The sequence below is a fragment of the Blautia sp. St.27G3 genome (assembly GCF_059728505.1).
In genome coordinates, this window is record NZ_BAAGFO010000001.1 from 281,456 (window position 1) to 303,524 (window position 22,069).

The following is a 22,069-nucleotide window of genomic DNA, read 5'->3' on the forward strand; positions in this document are numbered from 1 at the left end:
TCTATTGTCTGCTGTCTGCCTGGTACAAAATGGAGCGTTGCTCCATAGATGATTTCATCTATTTTGCAACGCTCCCATTTTACTACTCGTCATTTCTCTTTCGTTTTCCGGCATATCGTGCAGTGCCAAGCATACCTGCCACAGAGAGGGCCAGAAGCAGAAGATAGAGCAGAATTGGCGTTTCATCGCCTGTTTTCACACCGCTTCCGCTGTCTTCAACCATGATGTCATTGTTTGTGTCATTTTTTATCTCGTCGTGCGTGTTGTCGTCCTCTGTCTGCTTCTGTCTACTATAGCCAATGCAGACATCTTCGTATTCCTGGCCTGCAAGCTGCCATCTGAGTTCATAATAGTTCTCTTCTGCTCTTGCCTGTGCCAGCTGAAGGGACGGGCTCACTCCCACTTCGGAATCCTTATTTCCACCTTCTGCCGAAAGAACATTTGCCTTTTGCTTACAGCCTTCTTCCAGAGAAAATACTTTCGTAAAGTTCGTATCTGACGGCTTGTTCATACGCAGTCTGTACTGATAAGGTTCATTCTCCTCATTGACAATCGGAAGTGCCTTAAAACGGAATTTTCCATTCTTGTCCGTCTTTACAGCCGTGCCATTATAGGACTCAAAGCCATCTCCGGCATTTCGGGCTCCCTGAGTACCTGCAACCACATAGTCCAGATAAACCGTTTCGCCCTTCAACACGGTCTCCCCTTTATCGAAGATTCCATTTCCGTTTTCATCATCAAAAACGATTCCCTCAATACTTCCTGCTCCATAAGGAACAAGACCTGCATCCATATTCCCTTTTGAATGCCCGTGTGAAACGTTATAGCCACCTACAATATACAGAGCCGGAGTCGTTGAATCAGCGCGGTCTGCCAGCACAAACGGAGCCTCAACATCTTCCAGATATCCTGTCTTTTCATTCAGGCTGTTGTCATTGTTTCCGCGGTCTGCCCGGAACTGTGTTACGCCGTATTGCGGCGGAAGTTCCTCAAGCTTCAGTCGATAACCATAGACGATGGTCTGGTCTTCTTTCCGTTCGACTGCTTTCAGCCCGTCAAAGGAATAGCGCCCGGCAGCGTCTGTGACTGCTTCCAGATCTTCCTTTTCATCCATCTGCTGCCAGTAGCCATTCTGATAGTACAGACGCTCCAGCTTCAGAGTAATCCCTGCCATCGGCCGATCCTCATCATGGATACCATTCTGATCTTTATCCTCCCAGACAATACCGCTGATGCTGTGCAGCATCTCCGGAACAATACCTGCATTGTACTGACTCAGCTGTGTACCTTTGACATAATCATAATGGTCCACAATATACGGCAGATTTGGATTCTTCTGCTCCTCTGTCCGCTCCCCCAGCACAATAAGCTGATTCTTCATTTCCGGAAGTTCCGTGTCACTTTTGATTATCTGACGATTTTCCGGTTTGAGAGCACTTTCTGTTCCTTCTCCAATCTGATACTTTGTCGCATAACGCTCATCATCCAGCAGGTAGAGCTCATAGCCATACAGATAATGTCCCGCAGGTATATCTTCCTGTCGCTTCGAATGGACTTCTTCGGTCTCGCCGGTTTCGTCTGTTTCCGGTTCCTCGGTTTCAGGCTGATCCATAAATACCGGAAGATCAGTAATCCTGTACCGTCCGTTCTGGTCTGTATATACATCCAGAATATACTCTTTCATATCCTCTGTCTCAGCCTTCCGACTTCCTGCCTGTACCTGCATCTGCAATATTGTATCTTCTTGCATCCGGATTCTCGATCCCTCTGTCAGGGTTTCACTCTGGTCTTCCGTATCAGTTTCCGTTTCGACTTCGGTTGCTCCCTCTGTTTCTATTTCGGTTTCTTTTTCCGTCTCTTTCTCGGTTTCTTTCTCCGTTGTCTCTTCCGTCTGGTCTTCCGTTTCCTCCGTCTCTGTTTCATCTTCCGGAAGCTCCTGGATCCAGCTGCGCGCTGCCTCATCGTAGTAGAACCGTTTGATACCGATATGCGCATTCGCTGCCGGTCGGTCTACACCCGGCGTGTAAACACCATCGTAGTCCACATCCTCAAAGACAATTCCTTCAATACTTCCTGGCTTATATGCAGTATAACCGGCGTTGTAATCTTTCAGGCTCCGAGACCTTACAATATCGTAGCCCTCCACAAGATAAATTTTATCCACGCCTTCTTCTTCCGGGTCCGCTTTTCTGGCTACCACCAGCATACCATCCTTCATTTCTTCCAGACTCGTATCTGCTTTTATAATCCGGCGATCCTGCGTAAGTGCGCTGTCCGCAACACCCTTCTGTTCCTGGTACCGCGTAACTGCATAGCCGCCCTTTTCCTCGATTCCATGAACCATCCACAGCTCATAGCCATACAGACAATTCGTACCATCTACATGTTTGTAGGTACTTAAGCCTTCAAAGCGATAATTGCCGGATTGATCCGTTTTGACAGTCTCAAAGTATTCCTTGTCTTCCGGATGATCCTGAACCCAGCTATGCTTCGCAGCATTATAATAATACCGCTTCAGGCCGATTTCCACATCCGCAAAGCTGCCGTCTCCGCTGCCACGGATACCGTCATAATCCACATCGTCAAAGACATTTCCGGAAATGCTTCCTTCCTGGTACCGGATAAAGCCAAGATTGTAGCCATCACGCACTTCTGCTCCAACACAGTCATATCCGTCTATGAGATAAGAATACTCATACTCTTCCATATCCTCTGTGATCTGCGAAGCAAGCATGATAAATCCTGCTTTCCACTCACCATTTGCCAGGCTTGCGCTTCCCTGGCGTTTAACTACCTGACAGTTTCCTGCCACCAGAGCACTGTCCAGACTGTTTTCATTCGTCTGATAGTACGTGGCCGCCATCTGTCGGCCCTCTTCATCCTCTGGCATATCAAGAAGCCAGATCTCATAACCGTACAAAGATGTGAATTCGCTTCGGTCTCCGATATCCTCATGAATCAGCAGCTCCTCAAAGCAATAGCTTCCGTCATCTGCTGTTTCTGTAATCAGGAAATACGCTTGATCCGGATCGTCCGGGTCCGTCGGCTCGTCCTGCGCCAGTTCCCATGTGTCATTCGTCGCATCCCACAAATAACGCTTCAGACCAATCCGGATTCCTGCCATCGGCGCATCATAAACCCCGTTTCCGGCGCCCTCTTCAGGCACCGCATCATACTGACCATTATCTGTCTTATCAAAGAAGGCAATTCCTTCAATCGACGAAGGCTTACATTCTTTATAACCCATGTTGTAATGGTACAGCGGCCGGTCTGCTGCCATATCATATCCGGCTGACATATTAAAGCTTGTTTTGGCCTCTTCCTCTTTGAATGCCGCACTTGGCACTGCAAACCCTTTCAGCTCTTCCTGGGAAGTACCACGGTACACCTGCTTTTTATCGGTCTTTGTCAGGCGGTAATCATTCTTGCCAAACCGCAGCAGCGCACTGTCATTTTCTTTCCCTTTATTGCTCATATACCTGGTTGTATGATAACCTTCCGGAACCTGGTTCACAGTAATCTTATAACCGGCCAGATAATTTACACCATCTACGTGATATTTCGTAGGAACCTCAAGTTTATACGTACCGTCACTTTCCGGCCCAATCTCCGCCGTATACTCTGCCTGATTGCCATCTTCATCCAGATACAGCTTCCAGCCATCATTATAGTAATAACCGACTGCTGTCACAACGATCTGTTCTCCCGTATCTTTCAGCACCTTACGCAGTTGTTCAGAATATCCTTCCTCCTGCAACGGGTCCCCCGTGTCTGTATTGCGGACACCATCATAATTCAGATCCTCAAATACAAATCCGGAAATACTGGACATCGGATATTTATGGTATCCAGCATCATATCCACCTCTTGGAAGCGCAGTCACCATATCATAATAACGATCTCCGTGTTTTACCATATAGGTGCTGTACTTCAGCATTGCCTGGGCTTCTGCCTCGCTGTATGACTCTGACAGTATAATGTATTCTTTTTCCTCATTCATACTGCGATCCGGTCTGAGGTCGCTGTCAATCTGCCCCTCCTCTTTTGCCTGTCGGTAACGCGTAATTGCATAGACAGACAAATCCGGATGTTCTTTTACAAAGACTTTATAACCTGCAAGATAATAGATACCTTCTCTGTAAACCTGTGCCTCCAGATCTTCGAAGCAATAAGCTCCGTCCGCATCTGTTGTAACGGTCCTGTCTTCATCATTAAACTCGGTATCTTCCATCCAGGTACCAGCTTCCTCACTGCTCTGTACCTTTTTCAGATAGTAGCGGCGAATGCTTACCTCAATGCCTTCTATTCCCTTTTCCGGCTCGCTGTCCGTTCCTTTTTCGGTATCAAGAATACCATTATAATTTGTATCCTCCCATACGCGGCCTGATATTGAATTACGACGAAGCTTTGTCAAGCCTGCATCGCCACCCTTTTGATCGTCAACCACTTTATTGACATCAAAATAGCCAAGCGCATTCTGAATTACCATCTGCTCCTGATTGCGAAGCGCTATATCTCCGTACTCTTTGCGCAGATCGCTCTCCTTAACCTGGCGCGCCACAACGATAATCTCGTCAGACTCACCAAACATCAATGCTCCATTCTCTTTGCGCAGATCATTGTCGGTCTCAGGATTGCCCTGACGGTATTTTGTAATTCCGTACCACTTACCTGCAAAGTTTGTTATGATCTGAACCCGATATCCTGTCAGCAGTCGCTTTCCACCAACGTATGCGGTTGAAACCACATGATCGAACACATAAGCGCCATCTCCGCCTGTTACGGTCATTGGCACGTAACGGCCATACTCATCCGGATCATCCAGATCTTTTGACCGCAGCAGCTTCCAGCTGCCTCCATCATATACGTACGGCACAAGCTGTAAACTAATTCCGGTCATACCAGGTTCAGACACCTCATTTCCGTCCTCATCCTTGTACGTTCCCCGCTGGCCGTCATAATTCTTATCGTCCCAAATGACGCCTTCAATTACTGCATAATCCACAGTAGCCAAAGCAGCATCTGTATCAAGTACGGTCCGCGCTTTAGAAAGATCATAGGTCACACCTTCTACTGTCAGCTTGTACTCTTCCAGCGTATCATCTGTCGCGAAATCCGAAATAACCAGAATTTGCTGATTCATATACCGGTAATCGCCACCCTCTTCACTGCTGAGCGATCCCTGATTGGGCTCCTTGCCTAAATCAACGGTCGGAAGATCGCTGTCCGATGTTCCATTTCCCATCCAATACTTTGACGGAACAAAGTCCTCCGGCAAACTGTTCAGATCTATCTTAACCCGGTAGCCTGCAAGATATTTCTTCTTTCCTGCTGTATACGTTGTAGTAACACCGGAGAAGATATAAGAAGAACCATCACTGAACTGTTCCTGTATATCGTCTATAAACTTCCACTCGCCATTGTCGTAATAATACTGCTCCAGTACCAGACGAACGCTGTCAACTCCAGGCTCTGTAGCCGGATAGCCTTCATCGTTGATGTACATATTCCGAAGACCGTCATAGTTCTTATCGTTGAAAATATATTTTCCGATATAACCTTTTCCGACTTCGACAAATCCGAGACCAATACTCAAAAATGGCCCGTGGCTTCCTTTGTCATTCATGATCGGTTTATCGTCTTTGTACACCGGCCCCGACGTAAACATCGATGTCGCCATCTCCATCTCCGTCGTCTTGAACACCAGGTCGTTATCGTTTGACATTTCCATCGGATACGTACTGTGTGTAACCGGAGTCGGTTCATATACGGTATCCAAAAGCCCGGTATCAGCTACAATAACGTAGCTGCGATATGGATACAACGAAACCTGGAAGAATCCGTTCTTATCTGTCAAAATATCCTCGGTCAATTCACCGTCACCATCGTAGGTTAGCGTTCTCGTTCCGTCCGAAAGAATCTCATAAATATTCAGCCGGACTTTTTCAAGGCGCTCTTCATTGCTGTCAATATATCCGTTTGTTCCTCCTTTGCCATCTACTTTTTCTCCTTCATCCTTCCATGCATATCCGCCATAAATATAGGCCGGTGCAATACCAAGATCATAGGAAGTCATTCTTTCATCATAGTCCGCATACGTAGACGGATCAGTTCCGATCGCATCAACACGTACTGCATCTTTCATCTGAACTGTCAGACTCTTTACCTCTGCATTGTCAGAAGGTACGACACCGCTTCCCTTTGTCCCAAGATCCGGAAGCCTGTCATTCGGCCGGAATACCTGTACGCCCGTCTGCGTCATTCCGAGCAGCCTTGTCGTGATTGCATGCTCATCGTAAACGCCTTCCGGGAAGGTAAAGCGCAGTTTGTAATTGCCCGGCGTCAGATTGGACAGTACGTAGTAACCCTGATTTCCGTATGCATCATTTTCCGTAATATAATACTCAGGTCCATAAAGCGTGTAGATCGGATTATCTGAAGTATCGAGCTGCAATTCTCCTGTCTCTTCATTTACCAGACAGTACTTTCCGCCATACTCTACCACCGGTTCTCCAAGGCGGTTAACCGGATATCCGTTTTCAGAAAGAAGCTCTACTTTTACACCATTGATTCCGGGGTCTGCGCCGCCTGACCGGATCCACCGGCCGTCTCGTTGCACGTATTCCGCGTCATCCGTAAATTTCGCACTGTAATCCTCATCCATCCACACATAATGTCCGATATATCCTTTGTCCCCCGGCGCATCAAGATACACACCGACAAATGCGGACTCTGTGGGTTCTTCTCCCTGCGCCTGTACTACAAAGCTGTTGAACGAACAAAATTCTTTTACTGCACTTGAAAGTACCGCGCCCGGACTGCTCTCCGGCGTATAACCTGGATACATTGGCAGGTTCAACGGTGCCTTCATCTGGTACGACAGTGCCAGCTTCGTCATCATGCCAAGCTCAAAGCCTGCCTTTGGTTCTACATAGATCGCCTGCACATAACGTTCCAGATCTTCATATGTGTCTGTTCCCTTCAGTTTTTTCAGATCACTCAGTTTTACAAAATATTTTCGCTTTGCCGCATCTGTCTTACGAAGGTTATCATAGAAGGCCTTGTTCCACGTATCACTGAGACCTGGCAGGGATTCTTTTGGTATCTTGACAATACCTACTCCGTTTGCCCCGTAATTAAACGGTCCGACCCAGATTGTCACATCTTTGCCATCTGTGAGTGCTTTACTTCCAAGTAATACCTGTACCGAATCCAGATTTAAGATACCGCTCCATTTGGTACCTCTGGGGTTTGCCTGCGTATGCTCTGCATTTCTTGGCATAATCGCCGTATCTCCCACATATGGAAGCACATCGTAGATAACCGGCTGGTCAAACGTTGTCTCTGTCGGATTCAGCGCCGTTGAAGCAAAGGAATACTCCGAACCTTCCGGTACCAGCGACGGGTGCTTGTCATTATTACCCTCCGCGTTTAATCCGCTTCCATATTCTGAACGCGATATTTTCATACGCGTCAGACTTCGTCCTGTTCCGAATCCAATACCTCCAACTGTTTTTACCAGCGTATTTTCGCTGTTTTTCAACCCATTGTTGTTGATATCACGCTTGTCAAGCTCAAATGCATACGTCGCATAACTTCCCTCTACAACCGGAATATGCGGCATAAAAGCGCCTGGCTTAAACGCATACGCCTTACACGTCAGAAGGTCTGAGCTGTCGAGTCCTGAACTTTCTGTATTAACCGGCACGAGGTACTCGATAACCAGCTTCTGTCCTGGCTCCAGATATCCATCTGCAGTCCATGTCATAACGCGGCGCTGTAGCTGACTGTTGAGGTCAGTAACCTTATCGTACATTACAATGGACACATTATCAATACCGTGCGATTTTGCAATGGTGCCGTCTTCGCGTTCCACATACCAGCTCCACTGTGCCTGCTCCGGATACAACCTTGTCGATGAGCTGTACTCTCCATGTACCGGAGTATCCTCTTCGTACGTCGTATACGGATACTTCGGATATACCGGTTCTTCTGCATCCGGATCCTCCACTGACGAATCAATCGCCTGGATATATGGAAGCACTGTTGAAATCTGTACGTGTGTTGCATTGTCTGCCGTTGCCTCCAGACCTGCGTCTTCAATCGCTTTTTCTGAAAGGTCGGAAATAGATGCCCTGTATTTCAGCATCTGGCTTGAATCCGTGATCGTCAGGTCACTGTCCCACTTATAGCCGTATATCGGTTTTCCGTTTTCATCCTTTCCAATCTGCTGGCGTTTAAAGTATTTCGCCTCCAGGTCTACCTGAAGCACAGGCATCTCACGGCTGATATAATACCCGGCACGTGAACGCTCTGAGGTCTGACCCACATGCGCATCGTTGCTGTCAAACTTCGCCCAGGCTGCTGCAAAATGATTTACGTGTTGTTTCCGGTCATTGCTGTTTATCATTGTTACCATGACAAACGCTGCACTTCCTGTCTCTGTTTGGTCTGGATCAATAAGATTTCCATCACCGAAACCTATCGTTGATGTAATCGAATCTGGAAGCGGATTCAGATTTTGATGTTTTGGATCAATCACATCCATTTCCTGATTGCCGTCAGTATCCGGATCTGCATCTATTGCGAGGCGGAAGCCCTCCGGTACCGGATATGCCCGGTCACCCGAGGAAATCAAAAACCGAATTTGATAGATACGCCGGTTCAGATTCCTCTCTGTACGGGACAGAGCCGTCACATCAATAATATGATTCTCCGTCAGGCTCAGGCCATCCTTCGCCCCCATAAGCGCCGTCAGATCAACCCAATCGGCAACATCTGATGCAACGTCACTTCCTGGTTCTTCATAAGGTGCATTTTCTTCTGCTGGTCCACGACTGCTCTTACTGCACAGTGCATATACATGAAGCTTAAGCTTATCCATATAGGCCTGATATTCAGGAGAGGTCGGATCTCCAGGCATTTCCCATACGCCTGTACCAATTGCATATACATTACTCTCTACTTGCTTACCATCCGCAGGAGCTTCCTCTCGCGTTCCGTCATCTGTTCCACGGTACGGCACTCGGTAATCCAAAACAAAATCCGAAACAGCGCTGCCTGTGTTTACGACCTGATCCACATAGATCTTCATACGTTCCGCGCCCTTAACAGACGGGTCTTCCACTACGGTAGTTGTTCCGCCGGTCAAGTCCGGATTAATAATCTGTACACGCTGCACCGAAGTATCAACGCGGACAATGGCTCCCGGCTTTCTCACAGTCACCACGGCCGAAACATCCTGCGTATAACTATCCTCATATACGCCGTCCTCATCCCAGTCAATCTGATCCTCTTCGCTGTCACTCGTTTTACGTGTCCATCCGATCTTAGATTCATCGTATTCGGCAAGCTCTTCAAAACCACCATCCGGATACATCTCTTGCAGATATTCGCCACTCACATCATCAAGGGTCACGTACGTATCTGCCTTATATGCCTGATCCCAGTAGTCGTCTCCCTCCAGAATGTTGTCCGCTTCACCTGCACAGTCTAACTCTGTCTCTATACCAAATACCAGTACATCACCGTATTCAAAGGAACCTGGCAGCCTTCTCTTGTTTGTCAGGTAATCGTCGACAAAGGTTGGATTCTTAAGATTGTCTCCAGCAGTGAGGATCTTAAACACCAGTGTCTCTGTTCCATCTTCATTTTCATGGTGCTGTTCCAGTTCAACCTGGTAACCTGCTTCGGCAAGTTCCTCAAACGTATACCGCTTTGTCGTTCCGCCTTTCTGATAATACAGATAGAAAGGTCCTGCAAAATTACCGTCAGCATCCTGTTGCTCATAATAGCTGACGATCTTCGGCAACACGATTGTCGCACGAATCACTGCATGGTCAATATCTCCGTGATACAGATAATTGTTAGCCGACGCACTGCTGCTGATTCTGACGTTGTAGTACAGCCTGTCTCCATACTGTACCGTCTTAGATTTATCGCTGCTGTCCGGATAATACGTGTATGTGCCCGCCAAACCGTCTGGTGAACGTCCGCCAAGATCTGTAATCGTTCCTGCTTCATGATTTGACACATAACTCTGATTTTCGATTGACGGATAGCTGATACGGATTCTGTTTGTGGCATGCACACCGACTTCCGTACTTATTCCATTTTTATTGAAATTCTGACTTGCCAGCTTCTGGCTCCATCTGATTGTCGGGTAATCCTCCAACTCAATCGGCTCTGCTTCGGAATAACGTTTATTTCCACCCACATCCGTCGGATCAATCGCCGACTGCGTACCTACATCATTCAACACAGGTACCCATGGAAGCACAAGACCTGCCACGTCCCGGCGCGCATCATAATTTGTACCATTTACATATTTCTGATAAGCCCAGTTCTGGTAGTTTGTTACCTGTGTGTTTCCTACCCAGTATGGGTTTTCAGTGATTTCATCGTCCAGCAGGAAGCGATAATTTGGAAGCTGACTGCTTACAAATACATGATTTTTTCCATACTGTGTCGTCAGGCGTCCATCAATATCTCCATCCTTCGTCGTTGCATCCGGTGGTCCCATCGTAACAAACTTAAAGGAAAAGCATCGTCTCTGCTCTGAAGAAATCTTCGCTTTTACGGCATTTCCAATGGATGGTGTCTCCTTTTGCATAAAGGTAATCTGATAACGGCCCTGCGGCTCCCCGCCGTCACTCTCGAGTACAACATATTCTACGATTGCCTGATACAGCGCTTTTTCATCTTCTGCAAGTGCAAATGCAGAACTGGTTGCAGCGCTGTAAGCTGCCGTATACATGCTCCAGTCCAGCGTTCTGGTTGCATTGTACGCATTGTCCTGCGTAAAACGCAGTCCTTCTGAGTCAATCGGCACAATTCCCTGCGGAAGCACGTCTGTCACAACCGGATAGTAAAGCGTTCCCTTATTTCCGCCGTCTGTCGCATAATTGTGATAATGTTTGTAGTACTGGTAAATATCGTCGCCGTTGATATCATACCGACGGTTTGGAGCAAGCTGATGCAGCCAGTACTTATTCTCCACAATCACATTCATAGTAGAAGAATCACCCTGTGAATCAAGATAATAACAATCTCCGGCCGAGCCCTCCAGATTGTTTTCTCCTACCGTCGTCCATGTACGGATGAATGGCCTGCGCATATGTGCCCGCGTTCCCGTACTTGCGTATGTTGTACGTTTTCCGCTCATGAACTTCTCTCTTCCACCGCTGTCATCCACACTTCCCTGTGCGGACACCTCAAGATTTGAGATGTTCATTCCGTTAATATATGGCATATTCGGCGAGCCGTTCAGATAATACCTGCCGTCTTCAATTCCATAACGGTTGTTGTTCACATAGCCGTTCCAGTTCTGACGATAATAACTGTTCCACAGATAATCCATGCCACAGTACTGTGTGCTCGTCTGCAGCCCTGCGGAGAGAGCCAGCAGATAATTATTGCCCCAAAGCGTCGTCATATCATAAATCTGATAATATCTGCTGTCCTCCGCTTCAGTATCAAGCGGACGCGCCATTACCTCATCATACCAGTAACCACTTGCCGGCGTTGCATACACATGCGCCGGGATATTTACCAGCATCATATAGCCCTTATCACTGCCTCTGTTAAACCACTTTTTCAGAGGCTGTTTTACAGTGATACGAAGCACGTAAGAATTACTTCCCTGGTAAGGATTCTTGCCGACATAGCTGTCTCCCGTACGGTTCAGAGCAGAATTGCTCAGAAGCGGGTCTCTCATAATATTCGGTGTCAGATACCCGCCGCCTCCAGGACTTTGCAGTACAGATACCTCTGCCCCGTCAACCGCAGTATACTGCGGAGTCTTGGAATCACCGCCTGTCATCAGATATGCCTGCACATTTCCAAGATCTGATGGCTCAACGCCTTCCGGCATGACATAAATGAATTCCACTCCATCCGTCAGATCCCAGTCACCGTAATTATACGCACCGATCTGTGCCATAAAATTCTGGTCATATTCCAGAGCAGTAATGCTGTCATCGTTATACAGCGCTGTTCGCCAGCGCAACACGCCACTGTCTGCATAATAACTCAGTCCACTCGGACAACGTTCCTGATGCGGGTCTGTTCTCATATTCCAGTATGCCGTCGGCAGGTATTCCGTGTTCTGGAAATAATCGCTTTCCAGACCGTACATTCTGGAGCTTGTCGCCAGCCAGGCTGTCTGCAGATGAATACGGGCCTGTGCCCAAATTACGGCATCTTCATGTCCGCCTTCTGCCTCTGCTTTCTGCCAGTCTGCACTTCGGTTGCGGTATGCAAGCAACAATCGGAAATAATCCCTGTTTTTTCCACTTGTTGTATGAACATACTGCTCACTCACCGGAAGCTCGTCAAACTGCTCTCGTGTCATTGTCGGTACATACTTCGCCTGCTGCTGGTTGTGCGCCGTATTGATATCATAATCCTTCAATACACCGTTTGAACCGCCATAGGCATCGTTATCGACACCGTTTCCTGGCATATATACCGTAGAGTCCTTCAGATAATCATAACGGTCAATACCTGAATTTCTCGTTCCGCTGACGCCCACATCATGACAGAGGAAATTCATATCCATCATATTTGCTGAATTCTGGAACTGCTTGCGGAAGCTGTAGTACTCATCTCCCGAGGTAATTCCCTCCGCGTCACTGTCATGGTAGCTCAGTCTTCCCGCATAAGGATAGGAAGCTGCCGTATAGCCAGTGTAGCTGCTGTATCCGACCCCGATCTGGTAATACTCTCCCATCTTCGGATAGTAGTCCATGAAGGTCTTTCCGCTTCTGGTTGTATACGCAAGCGGAAGATTTTCCTCGTCAATTCTCGCCGCATACCATACCTCAATACGCTCTCCGATCTCCAGACGCGTATTCGCCGCAAACGAAATAGTATAAAGATTATAAGAAATCTCTGTACATTCCGTATTCTTATTGTTTCCACTTAGCACAATATCAGCAAACGCATGGCCGGTTCCCATTCCGACTCCGTCATTGTCTGCCTTGACAGTCACCATATCGCCGCCATAATCCGGTATATCTTCAAACGTATCAGAAAGAGCTACCGTATAATCCGGAACATCCGGTTTCGGATTTCCGTCCTTATCGTACCATACTACATGGATTCCTGCCGCCACATCAGGGTCTTCCGCACCATCGCCTGCTCCGGTAATACCAGCTGCACCATCGAGACCGCAGGCTGTGATATACTGCGGAATCTTATCGAAAATAACCGGCTCCAGAAGTGCTCCCTGCATGCCAACCGCGGCATTTGCTGCCGGTATATTTGAGATGCTTGTCTTAAACCATACCGTATCCCCCGGTCGATAACCAAGCTGCTGCTTTGCCGCCGCATCATACGGTGTCTGTGCCTGCGTCTCCTCCTCAAAAATCTGTGTATGCAGATTCAGAACCGGACGTTCCAGCGCCGCTTTTGCTCCCACGCTTCCTGTACCCAGAAGCTTCGATACCTCCTGAAACTCCTGTTCCTCAGCCACATCTGCCGCGTCATCTCCGGTCAATGAATTCGCCACCATCTCATGATGCTTGTGTTTCAACACAACATCGGCACTGATCAGAATGTCAAAACGGTCTGCAATCACCTTTGTCTGACGCTCTGCATCTGTTCGGATGTCCCGGTAGCGTGCAAGCCCGTGGAGGGTAAACTCATCTCCCTTGGATGCAAACACAACCCGGTTGCCATCTGTCCCGTATGCTGGAATATCATAATAAGTCCAGCGAATCTTTACTGCATCTTTCAGAAGCCGGCATCCCGCGTCCTTCTGCTCCTGCGTCAGCTCTTTTGCATCTGCCACAATCCGGTTGCAGGTTGTACCATCTGAAAGGGTAACTTCCTCATCCTCCAGCCAGATCTCATTCTTCATTTCAGCTTCCGTATAGCTTCCGATTTTGGTGCCAATATTGCCGAAATAGCAATATTCCACTTTAATCGGCCTTGCGGCTGATGCATCCATATTTGCCGGATAGGAAAACTCCGGTTTCTCTGTGAGGTCAAAACCTTTAAACCACTTTGCACCTGCTTTTGACAGGAAAGCCAGCGTATAAGTGGCTTCATCCAGCGTATGCAGCGCGTCATTTTCCGCGTTTGCTCCATCTGCTCCTGTCACCTTTATCGTCATTGGCTGGCTGTCATACTGATGCGCCAGATTATCATAAGCTGCCACAACTGAGAGATTCCGGCTGTCATAGAACGTCACACTGCTGCGGATATCCGACAGATATGTCTGCTCTCCGGTTCTTCCCCAGTAACTGCCCACATAACGGTAATAATCCGCATTCTGGGAGGTTGTATAACGGGAGGAAGAGGATGCACCGCCGTTATTTCTGGCGTTTCCATTGATCTTGTAGTCCGAATACGTGTGAATCGGCTGAGCCGCCGCATAATAACGCGCCTCACCTGTCTTTTTTCCCTCAGAAGGTTCCAGCTCATCCGTAAGCTGTGTAAGTACGATAATCTCAAGCCGCTCCCCTTTGTCAAAAGAATTTGAAGCAACGGATGCATCCATATCTGTCTCGCGATCCTTGAGCGTACCGATTACCAGATCAATTCTTTTATAATTTGTCTTCTCGCCAATGCGTTCCGTAGCTTCCGGCTCCTCCGGCAGAATATCTCCGCCCGGAGCTGGAGTCGTTTCTTCCTCCAGCGCGTACAGCTTATCACGATTCATTACAACAGGCTGTGTCTCGCCTTTTGCAATCGCGGTAGCAGTGATATCTTCATCTTTGATATCCAGTTTATCTGATCTGCTTCCAATCTTCCAGCCAATGATTCTCTGTCCATCCGGAACCGTGAAACGCAGCTCTGGTCGATAAATCGGAAGCGCACTGTCATCCGCCGCGCCGATCGTCAGATGGTATTCAATATAGTCATTCGGCAAAAGATGCGCCTCATCCACTCCCAGCTTTTGATTATTGCCGTCTGCATCGAGATCAACATCGTATGCAAATGAAGAGAGCGTATCGGAAAGCGCAGTTGTTCTGCTCATACCAACCTGCATATTTCCGACAAGATTTTTAATCTGATAATAATCTTCCGTCGTCGTTCCGCTCAAGTCACCCTGGTAATTCTCTGCATTTACATCGGAAGAGGTAAAGCTTACCTCCAGATAATTCCGATACCATGTATCATCCCAGTAATCATACCCCGCCGAATACAGAACCGTGGGCCTCGATTTCAGAGTCCACTCGTCTTCTTTCATATCTTCCTTCGTACGGTCTACGTACACGCCGTCATACGTATAGGCCGGAAGATTTGCCTTTGTGGCACTTAAGTATTCTCCTCCGTCGAGTCCGTCGTCTTTCGGGGATACGGCACGTAAATCCATGGTAAATGAATGTACAAATTCCTTTACATACAGATCCCCCGCATCCTGGTTGCTCACCGTATACGTTTCAAGCTCCTCAATATGATCGATCAAGAACTGATTCACATCAAACACATATCTGTTTTTTGCGGCGTCCTTCGTCATATATTTTGCATACGTGCCGCCGGTTTTCAGATTCTCCAGGCTCATGGTAACCGTATGTTTTCCTCCGGAACCATATTTCATCGTCAGTGTATGGAGATTGTACCAGGTTCCCTCAATAAACTCTTCCGGAATATAAATATGTTTCAGACGATAGCTGGCATTCATCGTGTTTGTCGTCACTGCTTTGCTAATGCGTGCCGACTTTCCGGTTGACGTGTTGGTATCAGCACGGTTCCAGATTTTCACCTCAAACGGAGCTACCGTAGCCTCATGATTATCTGCCTTATAATCCCAGATATAACCGCCCGGATTTGCATCAATCAGATGGCCTGCCTGAAATGGAAGACGATATCCCATCATGTACGCGTCATCTTTTTGAGAATAATAGGTACTCTCCACACTCTCCATATAAGAAGAAGCGTTCAGGTTGTTATAAGCATCCTTCGGGACCGTATTATTGGCAGGTCTAACGATATACACACCGCCACCTACAAAGATATCACAGTCTGTATTTGCGCCCTGATTCGTCCAGGTCTTCAGTTCACTCTTCCGATCACTCAACTCAGATGCGTAATCACCGTGTCCGTAAATATTTTTCAGATGAATGGTATAGCTGTAAACAAACTCATCCTCTCCTAGGACAACACTGCCCTTTTCCGGTGGTGTTTCACCGCTTTCCGGTGTCTCTGTTTCTGTTTCCGTCTCTGTTTCCGTCTCTGTCTCTGTTTCCGTCTCCGGCTCTTCTTCCTTCTCCGGATAAATCACCGGAATATGATAGAAACCAGCATGGCTTCCCGTCGCCTTTTGAAGCTCTTCCTTGGTAATCTTTACAAGATCTGCTTTATCTGACAAAACCGTAGTGGTATAGGTCTCTGTCTCTCCCTCGTCGCGCGTCACTTTCTTTTTGGTGATCTCTACGTAATCCAGATACTCATAAAGCTGTGACGACAGGTAGATATCTTCTGTACGGAAACCATAGTATTTCATCTCACTGTCAGGCCGGATCTCAGGCAGCGTATCTGTCAGAATAACGGTATCTGTATGCGCATGTTTTCCGGTCCAATCAAAGTAATCCTGGTACACCCAGTTAGAACCCACACCGTTCAGATAATCATGTGAAGATCCCTGAATTCCCTGGTAAAAGCCAACCGCAAATTCATTATACGTACCAAAGGTGACACTGTTATCCCCGGTCTGGTTCGGATTCGTATGAACGCCCTTTAATACTGCATTATTCTCTTTATAAACGCTCACCTTTGTAGAGGACTGTAACCCTCTCGCATCATACTCAGCCCAGTCGCTGTGCCAGTACCAGCCGCTGTACCACCAGTACTGATAGTAGTTGTGGAAAGACCATTCTGAGCGGGCCGTCGTTGCTCCCGTCTGAGTTCTGACCTTCGCAACTGCCGTTACACCGTCTCTCGTGCTTCCTCCAACCTCAAGGTCAGACGTCACTGAAGCCGTATAATTTCCAGCTTTATAGAATCTTCCCGTGACCTCAAACATATACATGGTCTTCTGGTCATTTGCATGGTACCACGTACCGTAATTCGGATTTAACGCATTTTTTCCATCATCGCCAATTTCATTGATGTCAAGCTCCACTTCAACTTTGGTCACCGGGTTTTCTGCCGTATAGTCAGCGTCAGGACTCTTGTAATACTCGGCCACTGTATCACCCGCATCCCCTGTTTCGCCTTCTGCGGCTTCTTCTCCGCCTTCCACAAGATCAACGCGGAAGTATTTCCTTCCATCGGCCGCATTGGCCACGGAATTGTCCTGCCACTCATCCGGCAAAATGGTCTGCACTGTGCCGTCTGCCCTCGTAACCCGAATGGACTGGATATAATCTTTGGCCCTCGGATCAATCTTCAGATAGTAGGCATCAAACGCATCCGCCGGAAGCGTCATATGCAGCGCTACCTTGGCTGCGGTATTTAATGACTCGGTATACACATAGCTCATATCCTGGTGTTCCTGGCTGTATACGCCTCGCACAGGCATAGCCGGATAGGACCTTCCAACATTGAGATACTGACGGAAATCTATCATATAAGAACCCAGTGCCTTATAGCCGATATCCAGCTCTGAGTTGTCATCCCAGTATGGCGTATCTCCTCCATAAGGCCGATGTATTTTCACATGCTCCCACGCGGTACTCACGCGCTCAAAGCGGTTTGTCGAGGTCTCAGTCGTATAACCGGCTGCGATCGTAGTGTCAAAATACATTTTGCTGACATAAGCATTTGCCCGGTCAATGGTCTTGCTCGCAAAAGCCGCCACATCGCGCAGCCCGTCAAGATAGTTTATACCATCGATCACCATGGTATTGGTCGTACCGAACACGGAATCAGAAAAGCCATGGAATTTGATCCACAGTTCTTTTGTTGCCCCTGTGACTTGAAATTTCTTTCCCGTAATCAAAATAGAACGCAGATTATGAATACCACACCAGGCAATCAGGTCTGCCTCAGCAAGCGCAATATCTCCGCTGCCGCTTCCAAATGATGCAGTTCCGTTTTCCAGAACAAATTCGCCGGATGTCGCACCATCCGCTTTTGTATAAATAAATTTCTTTCCTGCCGTGTCATCTGCATCGCAGAAAGTAATTGACTCGATCTCCTGGAACTGCTCCAAAAGTGCACGGCTGATCTCAATGCCTGTCGTGTGGAAACCTGTATTTGCCTCTGCTCCTGCAGAGCTGTCATTAATCGGAAGTGTGACCTTTAAATCCACGTCATCCAGTACCGATACACCGGTATTCTCCACATTTACAAGATAGCTAAAATCTCTGTCATACGGAACAGCCAAAGACATCAGATTCTGATCCGTATTTGCCGTATAGGTAGAGCTTACGGATTTGTTGTTTGCAAAGTATTCGACATCACCGTGTACAGACAGCACAGGCCGATCGACATGCAGGCGGTTTGTCAACACCGTCGTACAGTTTTTCATAGTCTCATTTTCCGGTGCAAATGTCAGCTTTGCATCGAGATCATCAAACCAGTCTGTCTTTCCGTCCAGCCGAATCGTCATGCTGCCCGCTTTATTTCCATTAAACTCGTTGCAGTCAAATACAATGGAACGGATCATCGTAAGCTTCACCGGATTGCCATCGGCATCCACAAGCGCACTTTTTTCAATCGTGAATGTTCCATCTGCTTCCGGTATAATCGCAGAAGCAGGAATCACAGCGTCCGGATTATCTGAATCAGGCGAGTGATTCCAGTCATAGATATGGATGGCCTTAATGTCTGCCACCACCTTATCTCCCACCTTAAAACCAGAGAGTAAAATACGCTCCGTGTCAAATCCTTTGACAATCGGCTTGCTGTCATCCCCAGACTTATTCGCAACGGACGGAAGATCAATCCGGATCTTCATCTCTCCGACAGAAGCCACGGCCTTATTCGTCAGTTCAAACTCATATCCCGTATGTTCCTGCTTGTTCGGAACTGTCAGAGAATTCACTTTCTGCTGTGCCTGCGTGCTATTCGCTGTATTGATCGCAGACTTTGTATCATCCTGATAGCTGTATCCGGTCAATACCGGCTGAATAGATGTGACATTCATCACAGCCTCATCCTTTGACTCTCTGTTCAGATCAGGATTTTCATAATCAGTAGAAAATACGCCGACAGGTTTCTGGGTTTTCACCACATTTACCTGGCCATCCACTTTTATACAACGATCAGCATCAAGCTTTGTATTCTCCGAGAAAGATTTGAACACTACTTTGAAATCATGCAGTGCGCCGTACTCCTCCCACAGTTCTGAAGAAAATACCAAATCTTGCGAAGCCGCCATAGCACCAGCCAGCAAAGCTGCAAACTCATCACCGTCGATCACAACCTTTTCGCCAAACAGCGTCTGGAAGGTAATACTCTCCGGTATACTGTCCGCAAGCAATTTTGATGACAGCACAACATGCTCTACAATCAAGCCTTCTGGTTCGTCAATCGTTCCCTTTGCCAGATCACCGGATTTAAATACACCCGGAATCAATGTGGAAATACTATCATTGTAAAGCCTGTAACGGAATCCTACGCCCGGCGTGTTTACCGGAACAGACAGCGGATCATTGTATACCAGTTTTCCGTCTTCGTTGTGGAATACATCCGTCACAACCGTTGGCGTCGCTGCTGCTGCAACAATCTTTACCGGAATTGTCGGCAGATCATGTCCTGTCTTTAAGTAGTCTCCTTCATTCGGAAGCCATGTCCAGTTCTCATAGTAAGTACCCAGATTATTCGTGTACGTACGGCTTTCATTTGCCAGTCCGGTGACAATAATCTCTCCGTCAAATGCAGTATTGGCGCTGATTCGATCCTTGAAACGAATTCTCACACGGTTCGTAAAAGTACAGGACTGTGTTTTTGACGTATTTGCCGCAATGTAATCCTTTACCGGCTGCGCATCCATAGACCATGCAGTGCACGTTGATGTCGTACGGTCTGCATCCGGTGAAAACGCACCGAGCGGTACAAATTTTGTTGTCTTTTTTCCCTGTGCATCCGTAATCGTAAACTCAAACTCTGCCGTACCATTCTCCCGGAACCAGTCTGTTAATGCAACGCTTTCGTCTTCCTCATGGTTCATTAAAATAGAAACGCCATCATAAATAAAATGCTCGTCAAGCGCCTCGGTCGCAGAGAAATTAAATACTGGCACATTACTGGTATTGCCAAAACCACTCAGATGGTGATCGACTTTCGAACCAATCGCCACTGTCTTTTCTCTGATTTTGTTTCCGTCTCCGTCCAACAGGTAATGGTTGTGTGTTGCTCCGATCTCAGGGGCCACGAAACCATTCGTCAGATCCGTGGCAAACTTTGTCCAGCCGTAGTTTGCACCAAACTTTACATTGGCAAGAAGCTGTGCGGAAATAATTGTCTCCTGCGTATCGGTTCCAAGTGGAATCGCAAAATAATATTCCCGCTTCTCATTCATATGAATCGCATGCTCCCCCGTCGGAAACGATACACGACAGTCTGATGTAAAATGGTACGGAAGCGGCTCTAGCTTCTGCCCCTCATCATTTACAATATTATCAAAGGACGACAGATCCCATTTCGCCAAAGTTTCATCAGAAATACCGGTCACATCATAAATCAGTGCTCCGCCATTCCCCGGAATACCGATATAGGATTCCTCTTTTGCAAGGTCTGAATAATCCGTATTCTCGGTCGGCTCACCATCCGGATTATAACGCCAGCGCATGATATCCTCCGTACGAACACCCCAGCCTGTCGAGTCATCCTCCCAGGAAGGAACCTTCACACTAAGAGGGTCAACCTCCTTGATATGGCTGGCATCATCCGTCGAAGTATTTTCCACAGTCGCCTTATATACAAGATAATTATATCTGTCCCATTTGACATTTTTCGGTGTGACGGCCTTAATCGCAGGATTCCACTGCAGATTCGAACAGATCAGATGATAAATATATTCATCTTTCGCACCAGGCTCAAAATAGTAGTCGTTCCCTTCCTTGCCGTTCGCATCCACATATACATCATAGCCACCGCCCAGCCAGATCGTCATCTCCGTGTTCTCAGGGATTTTTCCCACCAGGAAAATCTGCGCTCTTAGTGTGATGGATTTTGCGTCCGTAATGCTGATATCGCTGGCATGGAACCGGTTCTTTCCATAGTATACCGTATCGCTGTCAATGTCTTCTTCCCAGCCCTCGGGAGGCGAAATCCGCGCCCCAACATACATCGCATTCGGATTGTTTTCCGGCAGCTGATCGCTTGGCACGTCCAACACATTGTGCGTAATGCGCAATGCCCCATTATCATCATAATATAAATAAGGAAGATCCATCTCAAAAAACATGCCGCGGCCTTCACCAGAACCCAGCTGCGAAGACGCCGTTAAATCAAGTGTAACCGCATTGTGCTCCCCATGTCCGAGCAACGCCTGGTTGCGCACAGGATTTCCGTTAACGTCCGTCACAACCGTACCACCATTGATATAAGAATAATAAAAGTTCACCGGATGCTCTTCAATACTACCCGCCCTGTCCTCCAGGCCTAAAGCATATGTCATCTCCTCCATACTCTCAACCATCAGATCTGCGCCTGAAAGATCAGGTACTTCTGAATCTGCAGTCTCTGTCTCAAAAACGGTTTCCGGTTCTGCATTATCCGGCTCAATCAAAATTTCTTCCACCTCGCTGATTACAAGGTCATCTCCGCCTTCTGGAACGTCTCCATCCACAATAATATCCGTCTGATCACCAGACGGTTCAACAATCAGCGTATCATCTTCCCCTGATGCAGAAATCCCCTCATTTATCTGCACCTCTTCGATCTGCTCAGTTATTATGGATGTCTCGGCTGCCACCGGAAACGCCGGAACCGCAGTCTGCGTCATGAACAATGAAACAGCCAAAAGCACTTCTATGCCTCTGTCGAACCTCGTCCACCACTTTTTTTTCATTACTTTTTCCCCTCTCTTTTTTATTACTCTTATTTTATAAAATCTACCAAAATCCAATCGATATTTTATATGTTCCATATCAATTCGATGGATTTACTATCACCTTATATCGTACCATTTCATTCCTGATTTTTCAATACTTGGGGCAATTTTTTGTAG

Annotated in this window: 1 protein-coding gene; it reads right to left on the reverse strand. The window is 47.3% G+C overall.

Annotated elements, in window-relative coordinates:
• Positions 1-82: 82 nt before the first annotated feature.
• Complete coding sequence (locus tag AC6I2O_RS01250; protein WP_497741572.1) at positions 83-21,910, reverse strand: hypothetical protein; 21,828 nt, start codon at positions 21,908-21,910, stop codon at positions 83-85.
• Positions 21,911-22,069: the final 159 nt, after the last annotated feature.